The sequence below is a fragment of the Amycolatopsis sp. NPDC101161 genome, from assembly GCF_044768185.1.
GTDB lineage: Bacteria > Actinomycetota > Actinomycetes > Mycobacteriales > Pseudonocardiaceae > Amycolatopsis.
Map to the genome: position 1 here is coordinate 709,267 of NZ_JBIWPI010000004.1, position 17,872 is coordinate 727,138.

Below are 17,872 nucleotides of genomic sequence, written 5' to 3' on the forward strand. Positions count from 1 at the left end.
ATGGCGACAGTGAACGAGTGGATCGAGGGGGCGCGGCCCCGGACGCTGCCGAACGCGGTGGCGCCGGTGGTGGCGGGGGTCGGCGCGGCGGTCGCGCTGGACGCGTTCTCGTGGTGGCGTTCGGTATTGGCGCTGCTCGTCTCCCTCTCGCTGATCGTCGGCGTCAACTACGCCAACGACTACTCCGACGGCATCCGCGGCACGGACGAGAACCGCGTCGGCCCGCTGCGGCTGGTCGGGTCCGGGGTCGCCGCGCCGAAGGCCGTGCTGACCGCCGCGCTGGTCGCGCTGGGCCTGGCCGGGGTACTGGGGCTGGTGCTCGTCGTCAGCAGCGGGCACTGGTGGCTGCTGGTGATGGGCGCGCTGTGCATCCTCGGCGCCTGGTTCTACACCGGCGGTAAGAAGCCTTACGGCTACTACGGTTTCGGCGAAATCGCCGTGTTCGTCTTCTTCGGTCTGGCCGGGGTGCTGGGCACGGTGTACGTCCAGGCAGGGCGGGTCAGCTGGGCCGCGCTGGCGTGCGCGGTCGCGGTCGGCAGCTTCTCGACGGCGGTCCTGACGGCCAACAACCTGCGGGACATCCCGACCGACATCGAGTCCGGCAAGCGCACGCTGGCGACCCGGCTGGGCGACGGCGGCACGCGGCGGTTGTACCTGGTGCTGCTCGCCGTGCCGTACGTGCTCGGCGTGGTCCTCGGCATCTTCCACCCGCTGCTGCTGATCACCCTGGTGACGGCGCCGATGCTGCTGAAGTCGGTCCGCGCGGTCGCCGGCGGGCAGCAGGGGCGAGCGCTGATCCCGGCGTTGCGGGACACCGGCCTGGCGATGCTCGCCTGGGCCGTGCTCGCCGCCGTGGCGCTGAGCTTCTAGTCCTCCGGGACGAAGAACTTCCCGGTCGCCAGGAACTCCTCGAACAACGCCGTGTGCGGCGCCAGGTCCATGCCCTGGGCCTCGATCCACTCGTCGTTGTAGTAGGTGTGCGCGTACCGCTCGCCGCCGTCGCAGAGCAGCGTCACGACGCTGCCCGCCTGGCCGTCCTCGACCATCCGCGAGATGAGCCGGAACGCGCCGTAGAGGTTCGTTCCGGTCGAGCCGCCCGCCCAGTGCCCGGTGCGCTCGCGCAGCAGCCGGATGGCCGCCAGGGAGCCGGCGTCGGGGACCTGGAACATCTCGTCGATGACGCCGGGCACGAACGACGGTTCGCAGCGCGGCCGGCCGATCCCTTCGATCCGCGACGGCATGCCGGTCGCGTAGTCGAGCGCGCCCGTCTCCCAGGCGCCGTAGAACGACGAGTTCTCCGGGTCGGCGACGCAGATCTTCGTCGTGTGGCGCTTGTAGCGGACGTACCGGCCGAAGGTCGCGCTCGTGCCGCCGGTGCCCGCGCCGACGACGATCCACGCCGGGATCGGGTGGCGCTCCGAGCGCATCTGCGCGAAGACCGACTCGGCGATGTTGTTGTTGCCGCGCCAGTCCGTCGCGCGCTCGGCGTAGGTGAACTGGTCGAGGTAGTGCCCGCCGCTTTCGGCCGCGAGCCGCTCCGCCTCGGGGTACATCGCCGGGGCTTCGTCGACGTAGTGGCACTCACCGCCGTAGAACTCGATGAGCGCGATCTTCTCCTTCGACGTCTTGCGCGGCACGACGGTGATGAAGCGCAGGCCGAGCATGCGGGCGAAGTAGGCCTCGGACACCGCCGTCGACCCGCTGGACGCCTCGACGAGCACGGTGTCCGGGCCGATCTGGCCGTTGACGAGCCCGTAGAGGAACAGCGACCGGGCCAGCCGGTGCTTCAGCGAGCCGGTCGGGTGGACGGACTCGTCCTTGAGGTACAGGTCGATGCCCCACTCCGGGGGCAGCGGGAAGACGTGCAGGTGGGTGTCGGCGCTGCGGTTCGCGTCGGCCTCGATGATCCGGACGGCTTCGCGGACCCAGCTGCGGGCGTGCGGGCGGCTCATTCGGCTTGCCCGGGAGCGTCCCCGCGCAGCTGGGCGCGGAGCTCGGCACGGGCCCGGGCGCGCTTTTCGTTGCGCTTCGCCAAGCCGGCCGTGACGCGGGCGTTCAGCGGGCGGAACAGCAGCAGGCCCAGCGGCAGCCCGACGACCAGGCCGACGAGCAGCGCGACCAGCAGGGGCACGCCGACCAGGGTCAGCACCCAGGCGATCACCCCGACCAGCACGAACCGCGCCAGCAGGTACAGCGTCAGGTCACGCGGCAGGGTGCCGGCCTTCTCGTCGCTCACACCAACGCAGGCTACGCCCCGCCCGCCCGGTCCTTCTGCAGGCCCGCGTTGTTCGGGCGGCCCTCGAAGCGCGTCGAGAGCACGACGGTCGTGTTCGTCCGCCCGACGCCCGGGATGCGCCGGAGCCGGCCGAGCGTCCGCTCCAGCTCGTCGACGGTCGACACCCGCACCTTGACGACGAAGGCCTCGTCGCCCGCCACCGCGTAGCAGCTCTCGACCTCGTCGAGCTCGGCGAGCGCGTCGGCGACGTCGTCCTCCGTAGCGGTGTCGGTCGGATGAATGCTGACGAGGGCGGTGACGCCGAGGCCGACCGAGTTCGGGTCGACGACCGCGTGGTAGCCGGTGATCACGCCGGCGGTCTCCAGCTTTCCCACCCGCTCGTGCACCGACGACGCGGAGAGCCCGACGGCTCGCCCTAGATCGGCGTAGGTGGCCCGTCCGTTGATGCGCAACGCTGCGATGATCTTCCGGTCCAACTGATCCACGGCATCACTCTATGCGGTTGGACAATCCCCCATTGAGACCACGCCTCGCGGCCGATGCCCCAGGCGAAGGACATCTCCGCACGTCATGTCACCACGACAATAGTTGCACAACGTAAGCAACCTGTCCGTTTTGACCTTTAAGGGCTCTTTACTCTTGGACAACCGTTCGAGTACCCGACGGGTGAAGTGCAACGATTGCCGTGTTGGCTACCCCGGCGCGACGGGCCAGAAGGGCCCGGATTGCCTCCGGTATAGCAGTGAGGTCGTTAAGGAGGCGGAAAATGACCGCGACGATGGGCGGACGCCTGCTCACCCCTGGCGAGGTGGCAGCCCTGTTCCGGGTGGACCCCAAGACGGTCACCCGGTGGGCTACGGCGGGCCGGATCGGTTCGATCCGGACCCCGGGCGGGCACCGGCGGTTCCGGGAGTCCGAGGTGAACGAGCTCCTCGCGGAGCTGACCACGGACGCCAGCGAACCGGCCCGCAAGGCCTGAAGGAGTTCCGGCGCGGGCCGCGTCGGGCACGGGGACTTCCCCGGCCCGCGCGGCCCTTCGCTGTTTCCGCGGGCTTGACCGGCTCCTCGCGAACCATCCGCACGCCGGAGCCGTGTTCAGGGAAAGGGGAACCGCCCCCGCCCCGCGTGCGGCCGTTCGTGTTCCGGTCGTCACCCCGCTCGCCGGGGTTCGGGCCGAAACCCGGTCCGACGGGTTAACCTCGGGGGACCCACACGGAAGGATCCGGCATGCTCGCTCTGCTCGCGGCGGTCGGCGCGCTGGTCGTCGCCCTGCTCCTGTGGCGGTCTTTCGCCGGTCAGCGGATGGTCACTTCGCCGCCGCGCCGCGCTCCGATCGCCCCGGACGACGACCCCGACTTCCTGCGCCAGCTGGCCGAACAGCAGCGCAAGCGCCGGGACGAGGAGGGCTAGCCCGTCAGCGGTAGCCCTGCGAGAGCGGGGTCGCGAAGCCGTCGGCCACCGTGGCCGCCAGGTCCAGCAGCGCCAGGCGCGTGTCGCCGGACAGACGGTCCAGCTCGATTTCCGCGCCCTCTTCCAGGTGCGGGTCGAACGGGATCTTGCATACCGCGCGGACCTTCGCCCCGAAGTGGGCCGACAGCTTGTCCAGGTCGACCGAGCCACCCTTCGGGCGGACCGAGTTGATCACCGCCACCGAGCGCTTGACCAGCTCGCCGTAGCCGTGGGCCTCGAGCCAGTCGAGCGTCGCCGAGGCGCTGCGGGCGCCGTCGACCGAGCCCGACGAGACCACCACGAGCGCGTCCGCGACGTCCAGGACGCCCTTCATCGCCGAGTGCATCAAGCCGGTGCCGCAGTCGGTGAGCACGATGTTGTAGAAGTGCTCGAGCAGGTTGACCGTGCGCCGGTAGTCCTCCTCGGAGAAGGCCTCGGACACGGCCGGGTCCTGCTCGCTCGCGAGGATTTCCAGCCGGCTGGCGCCCTGGGACGTGTACGACCGGACGTCGCTGTAGCGCGTGATGCGGGCTGCGTCGCGCAGCAGGTGGCGGACCGTCGCCGTCGTCTCCAGCGGGAGCTTCTGCGACAGCGTGCCGCGGTCCGGGTTGGCGTCCACGGCCACCACGCGGTCGCCGCGCAGGGAGGCGAACGTCGCGCCGAGCGTCGTCGTCACCGTCGTCTTGCCGACGCCGCCCTTGAGCGACAGCATCGCGATCTTGTAGCAGCCGCGCAGGGGCTGGTTGACGCGCGCGATGAGGTCGCGGCGCTGGGTGTCCGCCGGGCTCTCGCCGGGGTTGATCAGCTTGCCCGAGCCGACGTAGACGGCCTTGCGCCAGCCGGACTGCGGGGGCCGCTTGACCTGCTTGACCAGGTGCGCGGTCGAGAGGTCGTGGCCGTGGCCCGGCTGCTGCGGCGCCGCGTGCCGGCCGCCCTGGGGCTGCGGCAGGCCGGACGCCTGCTGCTGCGGCTGCTGCGGGTACTGGCCCTGCGCGTACTGCGGCTGCAGCGGCGGCAGGTTCTGGTCGTAGCCGTAGCCCGGCGGCACCTGGTGCGGCCCCGAGACGGCCGGGTTCGGCACCTGGTGCGGCCCGGACACGGCCGGGTTGACCTGGTGCGGCCCGGAGACCGCCGGGTTCACCTGGTGCGGCCCCGACACCGCCGGGTTCGGCGGCGGCGCGACGGCCTGCGTCGGCTGCGCGTCGAGCGCGGCCGGCGGCTCCGGATGCGGGTGTGAGTCCGTCCGGTCTTCGGCGAACAGGCTCGCCTCAGGCTGCTTCTCGGCCTGTTCGGGGTGGCCAGGAGCCGATTCTTCGCTGGGTCCGGTCACCGGTGTAAACCTCCGCGCACTCCGCCCGACATCACGCCCCCTGATGACGACGGTAGTCGGCGGACCCGCGGTCCGCTCAGCCCACCCCGGCGTACGAGTGCAAGCCCGCGGTGACGAGGTTGACGAAGAACAGGTTGAAGATCATCGCGGCGAACCCGACGATGTTGATCGCCGCGGCGCGCGCCCCGCGCCAGCCCGCCGTCGCCCGCGAGTGCAGGTAGGCCGCGTAAATGACCCAGGCGATGAACGCGACGGTCTCCTTGGGGTCCCAGCCCCAGAACCGGCCCCAGGCCGACTCGGCCCAGACCGCTCCGCAGAGCACGCCGAAGGTGAAGACCGGGAAGGCGAAGATCGTCGTCCGGTAGGCGATCCGGTCGAGGACGTCGGCCGCGGGCAGCTTCGAGGCGAACCGGGCGAACTTGGTCTCGTCCTTCTCGTAGGCCGCGCGGAACAGGTAGAGAACGCTCGCCACACCCGGCACCAGGAAGACGCCGGAGCCGATGATGGCCGCCGAGACGTGGATGACCAGCCAGTACGACTGCAGCGCGGGCTGCACCGGCGCCGCGGTCGTGTACAGCAGCGTGCCGTTGATGAACATCAGGATCACGACGGGCAGCAGCAGGAAGCCGGTGAGGTGCCGGACCGGGAACTTCCACATGACGACGATCCAGGTGACCACCGTGATGAAGGTGACCGCCATGCCGTACTCGTACATGTTGCCCCACGGCGCGCGGTGCACGGCGAGGCCGCGCAGCACGATCGCCGACAGCTGCAGCAGCGCGCCGAGCACGAGCAGCGACGCGCCCATCTTGCCGATCCGCTCGGGGCGGCCGGTCGTGCGCTGCGCGGCCTCGACCTCCTCGACCGGCGGCCCACCGGCGCCGACGAGCTCACGAGCTCGGAGCTTCGCCCGCTCGGTGGCGAGCCGGCCCTTGGCGCCGAAGCCCTGCTCGACCAGCGTCATCATCAGCGCGACGACGTAGATCGCCGCGGCGGTGGTGTACAGCCAGTCGCTGTACTGCGACAGCGTCTCGTTGATCGGCATGCCTCAGCCCTTCTGACCACTGATCAGGCGTTCACTGATCTTGTGGAACTCTTCGCCGTACCCCGCCTGGTCGGTGCGGGCCAGTCCGGCGACCTCGATCACGGTACCCGGGTCGTCCTCGGTCCCCGGCTTCACCCGCACCCACAGCCGGCGGCGCTTGACCAGCAGGGACGCGCCGAGGCCGAGGAACATCGCGATGGCGAAGCCGAGCACGAACCCCTGCGTCGGGTCGTGGGAGACCTGCAGGGAGACCCAGTGGTTGACGCCGTCGAAGCGGACCTTCGTGCCGTCGTCGAGCTTGATCTCCTGGCCGACCTTGAGGTTCTCGCGGGCGATCTTCTTCAGCCTGCCGTCGTCCACGAGCGACTGGTCGATCTCGAACACCGACTGGCCGCGCCCGGCGTCCAGGCCGAGGTCGCCGCGCATGACGTCGACGGCGACGGCGGGGTCCTTCAGCTCGGGCGCCGACGACGTCAGGACGTTGCCGTGCAGGAACGACGTCGGGGCGAACAGGCCGGTGATGGCCAGCTGGCGGGTCCGCCGCTGGACCTCGTCGGTGATGCCCGGCTGGTCGAACTTCGTCGCGCCCTCGGCGAGCATCGTGGTCGGGTCGACCGTGCGCCACTGGGTGTTCTGGGTGCGCTTGCTGCCGTCCGGGAAGGTGACCGTGAACTGCGGCGAGTAGCCCTGGCCGAGCAGGTAGACGCGGTCGCCGGCGGTCCGCAGCGGCGAGTTGACCTCGAGGCCGTACGGGCGCCAGGTGCCCGTGTCGAGGTCTTGGCCGGACTGGTACTGGATGTTCGCGTGGTAGTACTCCGGCTCGCCGGCCGGGGTGTACCGCACGGTGAAGTCGTTGACCTTCACGCAGAACGGGTCGAGGTCGGTGCCGTCGACGCGCAGTCCCGCGTTGAAGGAGTCGTAGTTGTAGATGCCGGAGTTGCAGAACGAGCTGCCGTCGGCCTGGACGATGACCTGGCCTTCGTAGCCGAAGAGCTTGCCCAGTGCGAAGAACACGATCAGGCCGAGCATGCTGAAGTGGAAGAGCAGGTTGCCGGTCTCGCGCAGGAACCCGCGTTCGGCGGAGATCGTGCGGACGCCGTCGGCCTCTTCGCGCTCTACGCGGCGCCAGCCCGACAGTTGCTTGTGGACGGCCGCGATCTCGGCGGTGACGTCGGACTTGCCGCGGCCGAGCCGGTAGTGCGGCATCCGCGCGAGGTTGCGCGGGGTCAGCACCGGCTTCGCGCGCATCGCCTTGACGTAGTCGAAGCTGCGCGGCGTCAGGCAGCCGACCAGCGAGATCATCAGCAGCAGGTAGATCGCCGAGAACCAGATGCTGGAGTAGACGCCGTAGAACTCGAGCTTGTCGAGCAGGGTGCCCCACCAGCCGTGGGCGGCGATGTACTCGTCGACCTTGGGGGCGTTTAGCTTCCGCTGCGGCAGGAGCGCGCCGGGCAGCGCGGCCAGGGCGAGCAGGAACAGCAGGACGAGCGCGGTGCGCATCGACGTCAGGCCGCGCCAGGTGTTGCGGACGAAGGCGAAGGTGCGCTTCGCGGGCGTCGGGCCTTGCGGAGTCTTCGGCGGTGCCTCGGTGGTCGTCACAGCGGCAGCTCCAGGTTGCCCGCGAGCTCGTTGCGCAGCCAGCCCATCAGATCTCCCCAGACGCCGGTGACCAGCAGGATGCCGACGATCATCAGCAGCACGCCGCCGAAGATCTGCACCTGGCGCCCGTGCCGCCGCACCCAGTCGGTGGCGCGCACGGCCCAGCGGGCGCCGAGCGCGATGAGCAGGAACGGCAGCCCCAGGCCGAGGCAGTAGACGGCGATCAGCAGGTAGCCGCGGGCCTCGGCCCCACCGGTGGCGCTGGCCAGGGTGGTGACAGCGGAGAGCGTCGGGCCGATGCAGGGCGTCCAGCCGAGGCCGAAGATGGCACCGAGCACCGGAGCGCCCCAGACGCCGCCACCGGGGACGCGGTGCGAGCGCACCTCGCGCTGCAGGCCGGGGATCCAGCCGAGGAAGACCAGTGCCATGGCGATGGTGAGCACGCCGCCGATGCGCTGGAGAAGGTCCTGGTTGACGACGAGGGTGTCGGCCAGCCAGACGAGCGTGCCGAGGGTGGCGACGAAGACGACGGTGAACCCGAGCACGAAGAGCAGGGCGGCGCCGAGAACGGCCCACCGGCCCTTCTTCCGCTCCTCATCCGCACTGACGGCGGGAGCATCCGCGCCGACGAGCGCGGCGAGGTACGCGAGGTACCCCGGCACGAGCGGCACGACGCAGGGCGAGGCGAAGGAGATCGTTCCGGCCAGCAGCGCGACGCCCGCAGCGAGCAGCAGCGGTCCGGAGATCGCCAGCTCGGTCACGGAGTTCACCCCGTTGAGGGTAGGCAGTGAGGTCCTGGTGAGAACTCCGGGGCCGGTTCACAGGACCTCGGTCACAGCAGTTCAGGACCTTGGTCCCGGCCGTGCCGCCCCGAGCGGCCGTGCGGTGGTCCACCACCCCGAAGCCCGATTGTGACTACGGACGGGCGCACCGCGTCAAGGCGGGAAAGATGCCTTGACCCGGCACTCCCGTCCGTGTTCTGGCTTCGGATCGAGGTGGTGGGCGGGGTCTGGATGGGGTGCGGGTTCCGCACTCGGCAAGCCGGGAAGACCGTCAGGCTTCGGCCGTCAGGCGCTGGGTCACCGGGAGCAGGTCCTGGGCCAGCACCGGCCGCAGGAACACCGCCGCCACGCGGTGCTGTTTGTCCAGCACGATCGTCGACGGGATGATGTTGCGCGGGTAGCCGCTCAGCTTCAGCAGCACCCGGCCGTCCGGGTCGTAGATCGACGGGTACGTCAGCTTGCGGTCGCGGACGAAGTCCTGGGCCACCTCGCGCGCCGGGTCGCGGACGTCGATGCCGACCACCTGGACTCCCTGGCGGGCCACCGCCTCCATCTCCGGGACCTCCGTGCGGCACGGTCCGCACCACTGGCCCCACAGGTTGAGCACCACGACCTTGCCCGGGAAGTCCGCCAGCGACAGCTGCTTGCCCTCGTTCATCAGGTCTTCGCCGGCCAGCACCGGGGCCGTCTGGCGCTGGGCGACGTCGTACGTGATGTCGACCTTGCCGCCCGGGGAGACGAAGCTGAAGCTGCTCCCCTGCACCACCGCGTCCTTGCCCGCGCTGCAGCCGGCCAGCAGAACCAGCGCGACCAGCCCGGCGACCAGCCGTTTCATGCCCCGGTCACCTTCGGGTCCGTCGTCCCCGCGGGCTCGCTGTAGACGATCTCGCGCAGCTCGTCGCCGTCGAACACCAGCGACGTCAGGGACGCCAGCGAGCACTGGCGGCGGCGCGGGTCGTGCCACAACTTCTTGCCCTCGAGGAACCGGCGCAACGTCCAGATCGGCAGCTGGTGCGACACGCAGAGCGCCTCGTGCCCCTCCGCGGCGGAACGGGCGCGGTGGACCGCGCCGAGCATCCGGTGCGCGATCTCGAGGTACGGCTCGCCCCACGACGGCTTGAACGGGTTCACCAGCTTCGGCCAGTGCTTCGGCTCCCGCAGCGCGCCGTCGCCGACCGCCACGTGCAGGCCCTCGAACTGGTTGCCGGCCTCGATCAGGCTCTCGTCGGTCGCGATGTCGAGGCGGTGCGCCGCGGCGATCGGCCGGGCCGTCTCCTGCGCCCGCTGCAGCGGCGACGCGACGACGTGCACGAGGTCGTGCCCGGCGACGGCCTCGGCGACCGTCAGCGCCTGCCGCTGCCCGCGCTCGGACAGCCGGTAGCCCGGCAGCCGGCCGTAGAGGATCTTCTCGGGGTTGTGCACTTCGCCGTGCCGCAGCATGTGGACGACGGTGGTCACTTGACCGCCTCCGCCGCCGCGCGCGCCGCCGCGGGCAGGGCCGCTTCGATCACCGAGAACGCTTCGTCGTCCATGGCCGCGTTGACGAACCAGGCCTCGTACGCGCTGGGCGGTCCGTACACGCCCGCGTTGAGCAGCGCGTGGAAGAACGCCGGGTACCGCCACGTCTCGGACGCCTGCGCGCCCGCGTAGTCGCGTACGGGCGCTTCACCGAAGAACACGCTTACCAAGTTGCCCGCGTACTGGACGTTGTTCGCGACGCCGGCGGCGCTCAGCTCGCGGCGGAAGAGGTCGCCGAGCCGCTTCGCGTTGGCATCGAGCGCCGCGTACACGGCGTGGTCGGCCGCGCGCAGCGTCGCGAGGCCCGTGGCCACCGCGACGGGGTTCCCGGACAGCGTCCCGGCCTGGTAGACCGGGCCGCCCGGGGCCAGCTTCGCCATCACGTCGGCGCGGCCGCCGAAGGCCGCCGCCGGCAGCCCGCCGGACATCACCTTGCCGAACGTGTAGAGGTCGCCGGCCACGCCTTCGAGGCCGAACCAGCCCGCGGCCGAGACGCGGAACCCGGTCATCACCTCGTCCATGATCAGCAGCGCGCCTTGCTCGTGGGCCAGGTCGCGCAGGCCCGCGTTGAAGCCCTCGTCGGGCGCGATCGCGCCCATGTTGCCGGCCGCGGCCTCGGTGATCACCGCCGCGATCTCACCCGGGTTGTCCACAAAGGACTGCCGGACGGCGTCGAGGTCGTTGTAGGGCAGCACCAGCGTGTCCGCGGCCTGGGCGCCGGTGACACCCGGCGACGTCGGCAGCCCGAGCGTCGCGACGCCGGAGCCGGCCTGGGCGAGCAGCGCGTCGACGTGACCGTGGTAACACCCGGCGAACTTCACGATCTTCGACCGGCCGGTGAAGCCCCGGGCCAGCCGGATCGCGCTCATCGTCGCCTCGGTGCCCGAGTTGACCAGGCGGACCTGCTCGACGGGCTCGACGCGGTTGATGATCTCCTCGGCCAGCTCGACCTCGCCGATCGTCGGCGTGCCGAACGACAGCCCGGACGTCGCCGCCGCGCGCGCCGCCTCGACGACGTGCGGGTGCGCGTGGCCCAGGATCATCGGGCCCCAGGACGACACCAGGTCGACGTAGCGGTTGCCGTCGGCGTCCCACAGGTGCGGGCCTTCGCCGCGGACCATGAAGCGCGGGGTGCCGCCGACGGAGTTGAACGCCCGGACCGGCGAGTTCACCCCACCCGGGATGGCCGCCTTCGCGCGGTCGAACCACGCCTTGGACTGCTCGGTTCCAGTGCTCACGCCTCCAGTGTGGCAAACCGCCCTAGGATGGCCGGACGCCGCCCGGGAGGGGAACAGCCGGTGACCGATCGTGCGTCCCAGCGCAACCCGTGGCTGGTGCTGGCCTGCTTCCTCGGCGTGGTCGCCGTGGTCGCGGTGGTCGGCGCGCTGGCCGCGACCTCGGCCAAGGACGTCTACGCGCGGCTCGACCTGCCGCCGTGGGCGCCGCCCGCGTCGTGGTTCGGTCCGGTGTGGACAGTCTTGTACGTGCTGATCGCCGTGTCCGGCTGGCTGTACTGGCGTACCGACGGCGAGACCCGCGGGTTCGCCGCCTACGGCATCGGCCTGCTGGCCAACCTCCTGTGGACGCCGCTGTTCTTCGAGGGCGGCGCGGCGACGGCGGCGCTCGTCGACATCGTCGTGCTGGACGTCGTGGTGGTGATCACGATCGTCCTGTTCGGCCGCCGGTCGAAGGCCGCCGCCGCGCTGCAGGTGCCCTACCTCGCCTGGATCCTCTACGCGACGGCGCTCACCACCGCGATCGTCGCCGCCGGCTAGCGCGCCGCCTGCTGGGTGATGGCCTGCGCGGCGACCGTGCCGTCGTCGCCGGCCTGGCCCTGCACGACGACCGTCGCGCCCGGCTTGAGGTCGGCCAGCTTGCCCGGCTGGGTGACGCCGACCGTGGTCGAGTCCGATGTGGACACCTTGACGTCGGCGCCCTGCGCGGTCTTCACGTAGACCGTGGTGCCGTCGACCCGGTCGACCGTGCCGGTGGTGCCGCGGCCGCCCCCGCCGCGGAAGCCGCCGCCCTGCTGGCCGGTGCCGCCCTGCTGACCACCTTGGGTTCCACCGGTGGGGCGGTTCGGCGTCGAAGAGGAGGACGACGACGAGCCGAACGCCGCGTGCGTCCAGGCACCGCCGCCGAACGCGATCGCGAGCACGACCAGGCCGGCCAGCACGAGCGTCGTGCGGGAGAACGGCTTCGCGGCCCGCCGCATTTCGGCGTTGAGGTCACCCTCGACCGCCGGGCTGGCGACGATCTCCTCCGCGGTCGGCGGGTTCGTCGTGGACGAAGACATGCGAAGACTCCTTATTCGTGACGCAGGGCGTCGATAGGCCGCAGTTTGGCAGCCCGGTTCGCCGGGAAGCTGCCGAAGAACAGCCCGATCAGGGCGGACACCGCGAACGCGAGCAGGATCGACGAGGGCACCACGACGGGCTTGATCCCGGAGATGGTGAACCGGCTGCCGACCAGCCCGATCGCGACGCCCAGCAGCCCGCCGAACAGGCTGAGCATGGTCGCTTCGGCGAGGAACTGGCCGAGGATGGCCGCGCGCGGGGCGCCGATGGCCTTGCGGATGCCGATCTCGCGGATCCGCTCGGTGACGGTGACGAGCATGATGTTCGTGACGCCGATCCCGCCGACCAGCAGCGAGATCGCCGCGACCGCCGCCAGCAGCACGGTGAACGTCTGGGTCGCCGACGTCCGCGTCGCGAGCAGCTGCTCGGAGTTCTGGATCTGGTAGTCGGCGGTGCCGCCGAGCCGGATGCCGTGGCGGGCGTTGAGGATCGCGGTGATCTCGGACTGGGCCAGCGACACGGAGTCCGCGCTGGTGGCCTGGACCGCGATCTGGCTGAGGCTGCCGTAGCCGGCCAGGGAGTTCTGCACCGCCGAGATCGGCGCGATGGCGACGTCGTCGGCGTTCTGCAGCCCGGTGCTGCCCTTGGCCTGCAGCACTCCGATCACGGTGAACTGGATGCTGTTGAGCAGTACGTTCTTGCCCACCGGGTCCGCGGTGCCGAAGATCGACTCCGCCGTCGTCGGGCCGAGGACGACGACCTTGCGCGCGGCCGTGACGTCCTCGCTGGTGAACAGCTGCCCCTGGGCGAGGTCGCGGTTGGTGGTCGTGAAGTACGCCGGTTCGGTGCCGGCGACGCTGGGGATGTCGTACGACGTCTGCCCGTAGGTCGCGGTCGCCGTCGTGTTCACCACCGGGGACGCCGCCTTGACGTCCGGCGCGCCGATCGGGTCGACGAGCGCGTGCGCGTCCTGGACGGTCAGCGGCCGAGCCGACGCGCCCTGGCCGCCGCCGCGCGCCGGGGAGACGTTGACGACGTTGGTGCCGAGGCCCTGGATGCTGGCCGCGATGGCCGCCGACGCGCCGTTGCCGACCGCGACGAGCAGGATCACCGCGGCGACGCCGATGGTGATGCCGAGCGTGGTGAGCGCCGAGCGCAGCTTGTTCGCGGTGAGCCCGCGGACGGCGAAGCGCAGGATTTCGAGGAAGTTCACGTGAGCGCTCCGACCGCGCGGGTGATCTCGTCCGAGACGATGAGGCCGTCGTCGACCCGCACCACGCGCCGCGCGTGCGCGGCGACCTCGTCCTCGTGCGTGATGACGACGATGGTGCGCCCGAGGGAGTTGAGCCGGTCGAACACGCCGAGGACGTCTTCGGTGCTGCGGCGGTCGAGGTTGCCGGTCGGCTCGTCGGCCAGCAGCATCGCCGGGCCGGTGACCAGCGCCCGCGCCACGGCGACGCGCTGGATCTGCCCGCCGGACAGCTCGCTCGGCAGGTGCTTGGCGCGGTCGGACAGCCCGACCATGTCGAGCGCGGCGAGCGCGCGGCGCCGGCGTTCCGCCCGGCGGAGTCCACTGTAGACGAGTGGTAGCTCCACATTGGACAGCGCGGACGTCCGCGGCACCAGGTTGAACGACTGGAAGATGAAACCGATCTTCCGGTTGCGCAGCAACGCCAACTGCCGTTCGTTCAGCTTGCCGACGCCGAAGCCGTCCAGCAGGTACTGGCCGGACGTCGGGACGTCGAGGCAGCCGAGCATGTTCAGCAGCGTCGACTTGCCCGAGCCCGAAGCACCCATGATGGCCACGTACTCGCCGGGCCACACCGTGAGATCCACGCCGCGCAGCGCGTGCACGGCCGTCTCGCCGGCGCCGTAGGTCTTGCGCAGCCCGGAGACCGCGATCACCGGTTTCCCGCGCGCCGGGTTCACCCGCGGCCGCCGAAGCCACCCGTGCCGCCGGTGCCCCCGGTGCGGGTGCCGCCGCCGGGGAAGCCGCCGGTCCCGCCGCCCGGGAACCCGCCGGTGCCGCCGTTCCGGCCGTTGCCGCCGGTGGTGCCGGTCGCGGCCGTCGCGGTGAGCACGACGTTCTCGCCCTCGGTCAGCCCGGAGGTGATCTGCACCGTGGCCTCACCGCGGATGCCGATCTGCACCTGGCGGGTGACGTTCTGGCCGTTCTGCTGGACGGTGACGATGTTCGTGTTGCCGGCCGTCGTCACGGCCGCGGCCGGCACGCTCAGGGCGTTCTGCGCCTCCGCCACGGTGATGACGACGCTCGCCGACTGGCCGGGCCGCAGCCCGTCCGGCGGGTCGGTCAGCGCGAGCTGCGCGCCGTAGGAGACGACGCTGCCGCTGGTGGTCGGGGTCAGGTTGATGCTCGAGACGGTGGCCTGGATCGGCTTGTCCGGCAGCGCGTTGAGCGTGACGGTCGCCTTCTGGCCGGTCTTGACCTTGCTGACGTCGATCTCGGCGACCGAGGTGTTGACGACCAGGCCGGTCATGTTCGTGATGGTGATGAAGCCGCTGCCGGAGCTGGAGCTGCTGCTCGCCGCGGAGCTGTTCGACGAGCCCTGCCCGCCCTGGCCGCTGCCGCTGCTACTGCTGCTCGACGACTGGGAGCTGCCAGCCGAGCCGCTGGAGGACTGCTGCCCGACGGCGCCGTTGACCGCGGTGACCGTCCCGGCGCCCGGCGCGTAGAGCGTCGTGTTGTCGAGGGTTTGCTGGGCGGTCTGGACGTCCAGCTGGGCCTGATCCAGCTTCGCCTGCGCCGACGTGACGCTGTTCGCGGCGGACTGCGCGCTGTTCTGGGAGTTTTGGGAGTTCTGGCCGGTCGCCGGGGTGTTCTCGGCGTCTTCGGCGGTGTTCAGGCTGTCCTGCGCGACCGCCAGGTTCGCCTTGGCGACCTGAAGCTGCTTCGCCGCCTGCGTGCTGTCGACGGTGGCGAGCTTCTGGCCGGCGCTGACGACGTCGCCGACCTTCACGTCGATCGAGGTGACCTTGCCGGCCGTCGCGAAGTTCGCCGCGCCGGTGTAGCTGCTGGCGAGGGTCCCGGCGGCGGAGATGGTCTCGGTGACCGTCGCGCGGCGCACCGGGGTGCTGCGCGTCTGCGCCTGCGCCGTGTTCGATGCCGGGCTGAATGCCTGGTATATCCCGAAACCCGCTCCGGCCAGGAGTACGACCAGAGCACCGTTGATCACCCATGCCTTCGAGGCACGCACGCGCGTCATGCGGCAACCCTGCTGCCGCTGTTTAGCAATTGACTGTTCGTTCCCTGTGTGGGAGCTGTGTATCAGGCCTTCGGTTCGCGGTGGCGCGCACGCACGGCGAGCAGCAGCTGACGCACCGCGTCGACCAGCAGGATCGCGGCCACGGTGCCGAGCCCGATGGCGGCCGCGAGCATGCCCCCGAAGTACCGGTGCGACTCGAGGACGGCGCCGTCGTCGGTCCGCGTGACGACGGTGGCGCGGCCCCCGTGCCAGAGGGCGTACGCGGCCCAGCCGGCGGCGACGGCGAGCACGATTTCCACGACGGCGACGAGCGTCCGCCACGGCTTGTGCAGCCGGGCGCGCGGGCCGGCTTCTTCCGGCGGCCAGAGCTCGGCCCCGGTGGGCTGCGGGAGGTCGATCACGGAAGCGATTTTCTCATGCTTCCTTCGGCGTCGCCCGGACGAGCCGGTCCAGCGCGTCCTTGAGCGCTTCCACGTCCTTCGCCCACGCCAGCACGACCGTGCCGTCCGTCAGCTCGACCGGGAGCGAGTCGTACTTGCGCGGCACCGTCCAGCCGCCGCCCAGGACCCGCGCCCCCACCGGCACACCCACGTCGGTCACCGACGCCAGCTGGTCCGCCGGGACCTTCTCGCGACCCTGGCGCAGCTGCTTCGTCGTCACTTCCAGCGACAGGAACCGGCGGCGCGCGTACACCCACGGCACCGTGATGACGCACAGCCCGAACCCGACCATCAGCCAGCCCACGACGTGCACCGGACCGCCCGTGACGAGCTCCGCGAGTGCGCCGACCAGCGCGAACACCGGGCCCCACACGAGGGCGGCCCAGCTCACGCCCGACTCGGCGTAGAGCCGGTCGCTCACGGCTTCTTGCCGACCTTCGGGAAGTAGTCCGGCTTCGTGTACATCAGGAAGATCGCGACGATGAAGATGAGCAGCGCGATGACCGTCAGGAAGTTGATGATCGGCGCGATCACGAAGATCAGCAGCACCATCACGATCGGCAGGATCGTGAGGACCGTCCGGGCCGACCGCGTGCCTTCGCGGGCCTTGTACGCGAACAGCAGGAACAGCAGCACGAAGATGACCGAGCCGAAGAGCATGTACCACAACCGCGACGTGATCCCGTCCGCGATCGTCTGCGCGGAGTACTTCGGGTCCTTGGTCGCCTCGATGACCTGCGCGATGATCGCCGACTTGCTGCTGAGCAGCTGGACGTAGCTCAGGATCAGCACCACGCCGCCCGCGATCCACAGCCAGAACGACCACTTCACCGCTCCGGGCGGGTCCACTTTCGGCGCCTGCTCGCCCGGCAGGACCGGATCCGGCGCTCCGCCCCGCTGGCGGCGTTCGTCGTCGGTCAGACCGGTGCGGTCCTCTTCGTCATCCACGCGTGGACTCTAGTACGTCAGTCCAGCCAGGCAGCGGCCTCGGCGGCCCAGTAGGTGAGGATCAGGTCGGCCCCGGCGCGGCGGATCGACGTCAGCACCTCGAGGACGGTCCGTTCGCGGTCCAGCCAGCCGTTCGCCGCGGCGGCCTCGACCATCGCGTACTCGCCCGAGATGTTGTACGCGGCCACCGGCACCGGGGAGATGTCCGCGGCCGCCTTGATGACGTCCAAATAGGACAGCGCGGGCTTCACCATGATCATGTCCGCGCCCTCGGCGAGGTCCAGCTCGATCTCGCGCAGCGCCTCGCGGCCGTTGCCCGGGTCCTGCTGGTAGGTCTTGCGGTCGCCCTTGAGCTGCGAGTCGACGGCCTCGCGGAAGGGGCCGTAGAACGCGCTGGCGTACTTCGCGGAGTAGGCGAGGATCGCCTTGTCGCTGTGCCCGACCTCGTCGAGCGCGCGCCGGATGACGCCGATCTGGCCGTCCATCATCCCGGACGGCCCGAGCACGTGCGCCCCGGCTTCGGCCTGCGCGACGGCCATCTCGGCGTAGAGGCGCAGGGTGGCGTCGTTGTCGACGCCGCCGTCGGCGTCGAGGACGCCGCAGTGGCCGTGGTCGGTGAACTCGTCGAGGCAGGTGTCGGCCATCAGCACGGTGGCGTCGCCCAGCTCCTGGCGCAGGTCGCGCAGGGCGACGTTGAGGATGCCGTTCTCGTCGACCGCGCCGGAGCCCTCGGCGTCCCGGGTCTTCGGGATGCCGAACAGCATGAGCCCGCCGACACCGGCGTTGACCGCGTCGACCGCGGCCTTCCGCAGGGTGTCCCGGGTGTGCTGGACGACGCCCGGCATGCTCGCGATCGCCTTCGGCTGGTCGAGGCCTTCGGCGACGAACATCGGGAGGATCAGCTGGCGTGGCCGCAGCGTCGTCTCACCCACCAGCCTGCGCATGGCCGGGGTGGTGCGGAGCCTGCGGGGACGATGCTCGGGGAACACCCTTACCAAGTTACT

Annotated in this window: 22 protein-coding genes; 4 read left to right on the forward strand and 18 right to left on the reverse strand. The window is 70.9% G+C overall.

Features of this window, described 5'->3' with window-relative positions; genetic code table 11:
• Positions 1–870, forward strand: a complete 870-nt coding sequence (locus tag ACIRSS_RS30965; RefSeq protein ID WP_400900964.1) for a 1,4-dihydroxy-2-naphthoate polyprenyltransferase — start codon at positions 1–3, stop codon at positions 868–870.
• Here ACIRSS_RS30965 and ACIRSS_RS30970 read toward each other — a convergent pair.
• Genes ACIRSS_RS30970 through ACIRSS_RS30980 form a run of 3 tightly spaced genes read right to left on the reverse strand, consistent with a single transcriptional unit; the run spans position 867 to position 2,721 of the window.
• Complete coding sequence (locus ACIRSS_RS30970) at positions 867–1,952, reverse strand: PLP-dependent cysteine synthase family protein (protein ID WP_400900966.1); 1,086 nt, start codon at positions 1,950–1,952, stop codon at positions 867–869. The two genes, ACIRSS_RS30965 and ACIRSS_RS30970, sit on opposite strands and share 4 nt — an antisense overlap.
• Positions 1,949–2,236, reverse strand: coding sequence for a DUF4229 domain-containing protein (locus ACIRSS_RS30975; protein WP_400900968.1), 288 nt, complete (start codon positions 2,234–2,236; stop codon positions 1,949–1,951). Before ACIRSS_RS30975 ends, ACIRSS_RS30970 begins: the two co-directional genes overlap by 4 nt.
• An 11-nt stretch (positions 2,237–2,247) precedes the next feature.
• Positions 2,248–2,721 (reverse strand): Lrp/AsnC family transcriptional regulator, encoded by a 474-nt coding sequence (locus tag ACIRSS_RS30980; RefSeq protein ID WP_400900970.1) that lies wholly within the window; start codon positions 2,719–2,721, stop codon positions 2,248–2,250.
• Positions 2,722–3,002: 281 nt separating this feature from the next.
• Here ACIRSS_RS30980 and ACIRSS_RS30985 point away from each other — a divergent pair, with 281 nt between their 5' ends.
• Together ACIRSS_RS30985 and ACIRSS_RS30990 are read left to right on the forward strand one after the other, a co-directional pair.
• Positions 3,003–3,215, forward strand: coding sequence for a BldC family transcriptional regulator (locus ACIRSS_RS30985; RefSeq protein ID WP_072474890.1), 213 nt, complete (start codon positions 3,003–3,005; stop codon positions 3,213–3,215).
• A gap of 248 nt (positions 3,216–3,463) precedes the next feature.
• Positions 3,464–3,646, forward strand: a complete 183-nt coding sequence (locus tag ACIRSS_RS30990) for a hypothetical protein (protein WP_086677865.1) — start codon at positions 3,464–3,466, stop codon at positions 3,644–3,646.
• 4 nt (positions 3,647–3,650) lie between these two features.
• Here ACIRSS_RS30990 and ACIRSS_RS30995 read toward each other — a convergent pair whose 3' ends face one another.
• From ACIRSS_RS30995 to hemL, 7 genes are all read right to left on the reverse strand, one after another.
• On the reverse strand, positions 3,651–5,015 hold the full coding sequence (locus tag ACIRSS_RS30995; protein ID WP_400900972.1) for an AAA family ATPase: 1,365 nt from the start codon (positions 5,013–5,015) through the stop codon (positions 3,651–3,653).
• A gap of 76 nt (positions 5,016–5,091) precedes the next feature.
• Positions 5,092–6,060: a c-type cytochrome biogenesis protein CcsB gene (gene ccsB / locus ACIRSS_RS31000; protein ID WP_400900974.1), complete on the reverse strand. Its 969-nt coding sequence runs from the start codon at positions 6,058–6,060 to the stop codon at positions 5,092–5,094.
• Positions 6,061–6,063: 3 nt separating this feature from the next.
• Positions 6,064–7,659 (reverse strand): cytochrome c biogenesis protein ResB, encoded by a 1,596-nt coding sequence (locus ACIRSS_RS31005; RefSeq protein ID WP_400900976.1) that lies wholly within the window; start codon positions 7,657–7,659, stop codon positions 6,064–6,066.
• Positions 7,656–8,429 carry a cytochrome c biogenesis CcdA family protein gene (locus ACIRSS_RS31010; RefSeq protein ID WP_400900978.1) on the reverse strand — a complete coding sequence of 258 codons (774 nt, stop codon included), beginning with the start codon at positions 8,427–8,429 and terminating at the stop codon, positions 7,656–7,658. Before ACIRSS_RS31010 ends, ACIRSS_RS31005 begins: the two co-directional genes overlap by 4 nt.
• Before the next feature lie 283 nt (positions 8,430–8,712).
• On the reverse strand, positions 8,713–9,276 hold the full coding sequence (locus ACIRSS_RS31015) for a TlpA family protein disulfide reductase (protein WP_400900980.1): 564 nt from the start codon (positions 9,274–9,276) through the stop codon (positions 8,713–8,715).
• A complete protein-coding gene (locus ACIRSS_RS31020; protein WP_400900982.1) occupies positions 9,273–9,899 on the reverse strand; it encodes a histidine phosphatase family protein in 627 nt (208 codons plus the stop codon). Before ACIRSS_RS31020 ends, ACIRSS_RS31015 begins: the two co-directional genes overlap by 4 nt.
• Positions 9,896–11,197, reverse strand: coding sequence for a glutamate-1-semialdehyde 2,1-aminomutase (hemL, locus tag ACIRSS_RS31025; RefSeq protein ID WP_400900984.1), 1,302 nt, complete (start codon positions 11,195–11,197; stop codon positions 9,896–9,898). The genes ACIRSS_RS31020 and hemL overlap by 4 nt, the downstream gene beginning before the upstream one ends.
• A 60-nt stretch (positions 11,198–11,257) precedes the next feature.
• Between hemL and ACIRSS_RS31030 the strand changes: the two genes are divergently transcribed.
• On the forward strand, positions 11,258–11,734 hold the full coding sequence (locus ACIRSS_RS31030; RefSeq protein ID WP_400900986.1) for a TspO/MBR family protein: 477 nt from the start codon (positions 11,258–11,260) through the stop codon (positions 11,732–11,734).
• Here ACIRSS_RS31030 and ACIRSS_RS31035 read toward each other — a convergent pair.
• The 8 genes from ACIRSS_RS31035 to hemB all read right to left on the reverse strand — a co-directional run bounded on the left by ACIRSS_RS31035 (position 11,731) and on the right by hemB (position 17,857).
• On the reverse strand, positions 11,731–12,255 hold the full coding sequence (locus ACIRSS_RS31035; RefSeq protein WP_400900988.1) for a hypothetical protein: 525 nt from the start codon (positions 12,253–12,255) through the stop codon (positions 11,731–11,733). The genes ACIRSS_RS31030 and ACIRSS_RS31035 overlap by 4 nt on opposite strands.
• Positions 12,256–12,266: 11 nt before the next feature.
• Positions 12,267–13,469: an ABC transporter permease gene (locus ACIRSS_RS31040; RefSeq protein ID WP_400900990.1), complete on the reverse strand. Its 1,203-nt coding sequence runs from the start codon at positions 13,467–13,469 to the stop codon at positions 12,267–12,269.
• Positions 13,466–14,161 (reverse strand): ABC transporter ATP-binding protein, encoded by a 696-nt coding sequence (locus ACIRSS_RS31045; protein WP_400900992.1) that lies wholly within the window; start codon positions 14,159–14,161, stop codon positions 13,466–13,468. The genes ACIRSS_RS31040 and ACIRSS_RS31045 overlap by 4 nt, the downstream gene beginning before the upstream one ends.
• 20 nt (positions 14,162–14,181) lie before the next feature.
• Positions 14,182–15,480: an efflux RND transporter periplasmic adaptor subunit gene (locus ACIRSS_RS31050; protein ID WP_400900994.1), complete on the reverse strand. Its 1,299-nt coding sequence runs from the start codon at positions 15,478–15,480 to the stop codon at positions 14,182–14,184.
• Between the two features lie 62 nt (positions 15,481–15,542).
• Positions 15,543–15,881 carry a hypothetical protein gene (locus tag ACIRSS_RS31055; RefSeq protein WP_400900996.1) on the reverse strand — a complete coding sequence of 113 codons (339 nt, stop codon included), beginning with the start codon at positions 15,879–15,881 and terminating at the stop codon, positions 15,543–15,545.
• A 13-nt stretch (positions 15,882–15,894) separates the two neighbouring features.
• Positions 15,895–16,341 (reverse strand): hypothetical protein, encoded by a 447-nt coding sequence (locus ACIRSS_RS31060; protein ID WP_400900998.1) that lies wholly within the window; start codon positions 16,339–16,341, stop codon positions 15,895–15,897.
• Complete coding sequence (locus ACIRSS_RS31065) at positions 16,338–16,868, reverse strand: hypothetical protein (RefSeq protein ID WP_400901000.1); 531 nt, start codon at positions 16,866–16,868, stop codon at positions 16,338–16,340. The genes ACIRSS_RS31060 and ACIRSS_RS31065 overlap by 4 nt, the downstream gene beginning before the upstream one ends.
• A 17-nt stretch (positions 16,869–16,885) precedes the next feature.
• The gene (hemB, locus tag ACIRSS_RS31070; RefSeq protein WP_400901002.1) at positions 16,886–17,857 is read right to left on the reverse strand and encodes a porphobilinogen synthase; all 972 of its coding nucleotides are present in this window, start codon (positions 17,855–17,857) and stop codon (positions 16,886–16,888) included.
• Between the last annotated feature and the right edge of the window lie 15 nt (positions 17,858–17,872).